Origin of the sequence: Psychrobacter sp. FME6 (assembly GCF_014861365.1) — a bacterium.
Taxonomy (GTDB): domain Bacteria; phylum Pseudomonadota; class Gammaproteobacteria; order Pseudomonadales; family Moraxellaceae; genus Psychrobacter.
Genome location: NZ_RRYW01000139.1, coordinates 1 through 5,126 on the forward strand (window position 1 = coordinate 1; position 5,126 = coordinate 5,126).

5 protein-coding genes are annotated in these 5,126 nt (G+C 40.5%); 3 read left to right on the forward strand and 2 right to left on the reverse strand.

The genetic code is table 11. The features are described from left to right. Nucleotides 1–184: 184 nt before the first annotated feature. From EI162_RS13255 to dcm, 3 genes are all read left to right on the forward strand, one after another. Nucleotides 185–703, forward strand: a complete 519-nt coding sequence (locus tag EI162_RS13255) for a hypothetical protein (protein WP_192524789.1) — start codon at nt 185–187, stop codon at nt 701–703. A gap of 3 nt (nt 704–706) precedes the next feature. Next, a complete protein-coding gene (locus EI162_RS13260) occupies nt 707–1,267 on the forward strand; it encodes a hypothetical protein (protein ID WP_192524790.1) in 561 nt (186 codons plus the stop codon). A gap of 164 nt (nt 1,268–1,431) precedes the next feature. Further along, on the forward strand, nt 1,432–2,706 hold the full coding sequence (gene dcm, locus EI162_RS13265; protein ID WP_192524791.1) for a DNA (cytosine-5-)-methyltransferase: 1,275 nt from the start codon (nt 1,432–1,434) through the stop codon (nt 2,704–2,706). Here the strand turns inward: dcm and EI162_RS13270 are convergent. Together EI162_RS13270 and EI162_RS13275 are read right to left on the reverse strand one after the other, a co-directional pair. Then, nucleotides 2,689–3,489 carry an LlaMI family restriction endonuclease gene (locus tag EI162_RS13270; RefSeq protein ID WP_225737002.1) on the reverse strand — a complete coding sequence of 267 codons (801 nt, stop codon included), beginning with the start codon at nt 3,487–3,489 and terminating at the stop codon, nt 2,689–2,691. The two genes, dcm and EI162_RS13270, sit on opposite strands and share 18 nt — an antisense overlap. Nucleotides 3,490–3,856: 367 nt before the next feature. After that, nucleotides 3,857–4,984: a M14-type cytosolic carboxypeptidase gene (locus EI162_RS13275; RefSeq protein WP_087815685.1), complete on the reverse strand. Its 1,128-nt coding sequence runs from the start codon at nt 4,982–4,984 to the stop codon at nt 3,857–3,859. Nucleotides 4,985–5,126 lie beyond the last annotated feature (142 nt).

Sequence of the window (5,126 nt, forward strand, 5' to 3'; positions counted from 1 at the left end):
CGAAGTGGATAGATTAAATTTTGAGTCGTTACTTCGCCCTTAGTCAGGGGGACGCAACCATCAAATACTAAAATAATATATCTGAGGTGTCTGATGCGGTTGTGTTAAAGCTTATCACAAGTGATTGAATGATAGTGAGGTGCTTGCTATGCTAAGTAAAATTTAATTGATAAGGATAAATCTGATGTCAGTATCTAATAATAAAGCGCCTGTGTCTATTTTTGATAATCAAGATTCTAATGAGTTAAAAGAGCGTCAACGGTTGGAAGAGTTAAAACGCCAAGCTAAGGTTCAGCAGGTAAAGCTAGAGAAGCGCCTGAACAAGCAGAAGATTTTGATGGGGGCGTTTTTGGGTCAGGTATTGGCAACTGATGGTGAGAGTGAACAGATGATCCGAGAGTATTTTGCGATTCATTTTCCAGATTTTCTAACGAGAAAATCGGATAAAGAGTTGTTTAAAAGCATGATTGAAAGTTTGGGCGGCGATGTGGGCTTGGGTGAGGAAGAAGATTCATTTGCAGCCAACGCAAAAGAAAATAATCAAGAGGCTATTGATCAAAACATAGGTGTTGAAAGCAATCAACCTAGCAGTAGTCACCAAACGCAATCTGACTCTATGGCTAATTATGGGGAACAGGATTCGCTGCTAGATGATAATAGTTATGCTACTGGTGGCAGTAATCCAAACTATCATGGGCAATAGGTTATGTTTATTGAAGAGCACAGAGCTGCGCTATTAAGTTTTGACGTAGACATAGAGCCATATGTGGTTGATGGCATGGTGGCAGATAGTGAAGGCGCTTTATCTGTGATGCTGCCACTTGCTAGGAATACGATTGCGATTAAATTTGCAGAAGACGATCCGGCTGTTGCAAAAATGGTAGCTCGTGCATTTACTTTGTTTGAAAGGTTTTGCACCAGTGAGCAAGCCTATGCTTTTTATCATGAAATGATAGACTCTCCTAAGCTTTATGAGCGCGTGATGCAGTTCGTGACTCTGATGTTGATGGTCGATGAGCCATTAGGAACGCTGGCTATAAGTAAGGCTGTAAACAAAAAACACGGCAAACTGTTAAGCGATGTTCGTTTAGTAGGTGAAATTTTTGGGTTTTATGACAAAGAAACGAAGGTTTATACAGACGATATCAATCGAACGGCTCATCTCAATGGGACGACTAAAGAGTTAACACTGCCACCTGAGAAGATTCTTATGTTGATGTGTCATTATATAAATGGTCAACGTGTAATGGCTATGATGCCTTGGTGATTGCTAGATTTAAAAGAAGATGCAAATCTTTCCCAAAAAATATAGAAAACGGTTATTTGCTTCAACAGTATTTTAAGGCCAGAACTAAGCTTTTATCTAACACAAAGTAGAAAATCTATGTTAAAATCCGGGAATAAAACAGGATATTTTAAAAGTAGGTTACTATGAAAGATACTCAGCAATATGTTATTGAGAAACGTAAGTCATTGGGCGTTTCTCAAAAAGAATTAGCATTGTTATTAGGGATGAAAGAAGCAGGCGAAAGGACGGTTCGTGGCTGGGAGAACGGTGAGCACAAACCTTCTGCTACAAGGTTAGCGAAGCTAGAAGCACTTAACAACAGCCATCCTTTTGAGCATAGTAATAAGGATAGTGATTTCACTTTTATTGATTTGTTTGCAGGTATTGGCGGTATACGTCTGCCGTTTCAAAAACAGGGCGGTGAGTGTGTTTTCACCAGTGAGATTGATAAACATGCTCAAAAGACCTACTTTGCTAATTATGGAGAGTATCCAAGTGGGGATATTACCCAAATTCAGGCCAAAGATATTCCAGATCATGACTTACTTTTAGCTGGTTTTCCTTGCCAAGCGTTCTCACAAGCAGGTCTAAAACAAGGCTTTAAAGACACACGTGGCACTATGTTTTTTGAGATTCAGCGAATTTTAGCTGAAAAACGTCCAAAAATGTTTTTACTAGAAAATGTGAAGCGTCTCAGAACTGATAAGAAAGGGGAAACCTTTCAAACCATCTACGATATTTTGACTGGGCAGCATAAAGACAGCATACCTGATGATGTTCCTATGAGTGAAGAAGCGCGAGAGGCGTTATCTCATAAGCTAAATTATTGGGTAGGATATGCTGTGTTAAGGGCTGCGGACTTTGGTGCGCCACAAAATAGAGAGCGTATTTTTATCGTAGGTTTTAATAGAGATTATTTTGACAAAGTCGAAAACTTTGACGAGCTATTTAGTTTTCCTAAGCCTACTCATAGCAAAACCCGTGTTGGCGATATATTAGAGGATGTGCCAGCTGATGATACGGTCTATACCATATCCGATAACCTATGGGCTGGTCATCAAAAAAGAAAGGACCAGCACATAAACAAAGGCAACGGCTTTGGTTACAGCTTATTTAACCATGACAGCGAGTACACCAATACCATTAGCGCACGGTACTATAAAGATGGTTCTGAGGCCTTGATAGATCAATCTCAATATGGGAAAAACCCAAGAATGTTAACTCCCCGAGAATGCGCTAGATTACAAGGCTTCCCCGAGGAGTTTTTGACTGACGCAGTATCTAAGACTCAAGCGTACAAACAGTTTGGTAACTCTGTTTGCGTCAAGGTCATTGAGGCGGTAGCAGAGCAAATGATCTCAACATTCCACAAAGCTGAGGCCATTCAAAAACAAGCTGATTTATTGGCTGTTATCTAAAAATCCTGGGAATGGTGGATAGGTACGGGTAATTAATGAGTCCCAATGGTTGTTATTAGCGCGCCATTGGGAGTAGTTACGAGCATTTCCTACGTACATACCACTGTCAAAAAATACTATGCCCTGCTCAACGAGCTTAATCCAATTATCGAAGATCATTGGCTCACCAAAAGCGATCTGATTGTAACAGCCGTCTTTGCCTTTATTACACTTGAACCAACCGTGATGGCCGAACTTCTTTGTTAGTTTGCTATTCAAATTATCTCTATCCCAACGGGCTAGGATAACTCCCTCTTGTTGTAGGCTTGGTGGGACTATATTTGCTTTATCAAGGCGCGGATCTTTTGAATAGTTATAAACGATGATTATGTTCTTTGCATCATCAAAAACCATTTCTGAGCCATTATAGGTTGATGGAGAGTTAAAGTTAGGAATTGGGCTACCTGACCATGAGTAACGTCCACCCTTTTCTACATTAGGTTTGCCAAACACTTCCATAAATTGCGTGCGGTCAAGATCAATTTCTTTGTCTTTAAAGATATAGTAATTAGCACTCCAATCTCCAAAAGTGGTCTTACTACCAGTAGAATTTTTCATCTCATAGCCGTATAAGTCTGGCTCGTTGTTAGCATTCGCGGCTATGCCCATTTGTCGCTCTAGCCAGTGACCTGCTTTTCCGTCATGGCGCTGATTAAAGCCGTCAATATTGGGTGATCTACCATAAACATTCTCTTTGAAAAGCTTGATAATTTGCACCTCTTCATTTGAAATAGCTTCTTGCATGAAAAACTCCTTTGTCACTAAGTGGTATCTTCTTGAAGAAGCTATCATACAGAGTGTTGAAAGGTTTTTTATCAAATTACAAGCAAGGGTTACGAATTAGATGATAAAAATTAAGAGGGCTTACCATCATGGGTAGCTTGTATGCGTATCTAAGCATTGGGGAGATAAAAATGGGCTTACTAATCGAGTAATAATGTGACAGACAACGCACAAAAAGTCGTAAGCAGTGAAATACCACCAAATAGAATTAAACTGCGTAGTTTCGTTTCGTCCTATAACAATTCAAACCCTAGCAAGAAGTACTTACTAGGGTTTGAATTGTTAATTGCTCAAGAATCTACCTAAATTAGTTGGTCTAAATCACTAACTAACGTAAATCATCCACGACCGATAGCATTGCAACTAACGAGGCTTCACCTAGCTTAATTGAACGCTCTGGTGACCAGCCTGTAGCTACATTAGGTACATTATCATTATCCTTAAAAGGCATCTCTAATGTATTAGCCAAACAATCAAAACGCTCGGCCACCCAGTTAGTAGCGAGGCTCATATTCGCTTTGCCCGGCGCATTAACCTCATAACCTTTTTCCGTTTGAAAATCGGCACTAGCTAATTTTAACACTTCTGAAAACCTCTCCCTCAAACATGCGAGGCGGTCATTATAACTTGGCACACCTTGTGAGCCTGCAAGGAATACAAAGGGCAAGGCTTCGTCACCGTGCACATCATAAAATAGATCAACACCAGTCTGCTGCATTTTATTGATCACATAAAAGACCTCAGGGCTTTTGTCTAAACTTGGGTTTGACCATTCTCTATTAAGATTAGTACCGACTGCGTTGGTGCGCAGATGTCCGCGCACACTACCATCAGGGTTCATATTAGGCACAATATAGAAGTTAGCTTTGTCCAATAATAACCTAGCGCTAGCATTATCATTATCAAGTAAGCTATGAATCAGTCCATCGACCAACCATTCAGCCATGGTTTCACCTGGATGCTGACGCGCTGTAATCCAGATACTGCGCTTATTACTATCCCCATCACCGATTTTTACTACTGTCAAATCACGCTTATCAAGCGTCTCCCCTAAATGCTCTAAAGTTACTAGCGGATGCAACTGCACTGATGCCAACAGGTCCAGATGACGCTCGTAGCTGTAAGGGGCAAAATAGGCAATCTGAATCGTGTCGTATTCCATATCCGCTTCTATGGTCAAGGTGCCGTCTTTATATGAGGTGGGCAGACGAAACCAATAATCACGATCGAATGAGGCAACCGCTTGGTAGCTGTCCCAGCCTTCAAGGTATGAAGCTCCACCAGCATTAACGATGTTGAGCACATAATGCTCGCCCACCTGACCTTGAATAAGAAAGTTAAACCACTGAAAAAATTCACCACCGACGTCTGGACGAATAGCTAACTGGATGTTATTTTTATCGTCTGAATTAATAACTTCGATATTACCGCTATCGAAATGGGCACTGATATGCATAATATTTCCTTAATTGGGTTTTGTAGAGTAATCAATCACACTCAAGTGAGATAAAGACACTGACTAGGGGCTGTATAGAATTGGGAAATAGTTGAAAAAAATAAGCAACGCCTTACACTCTTGTTTACCACAACAAAGAGAA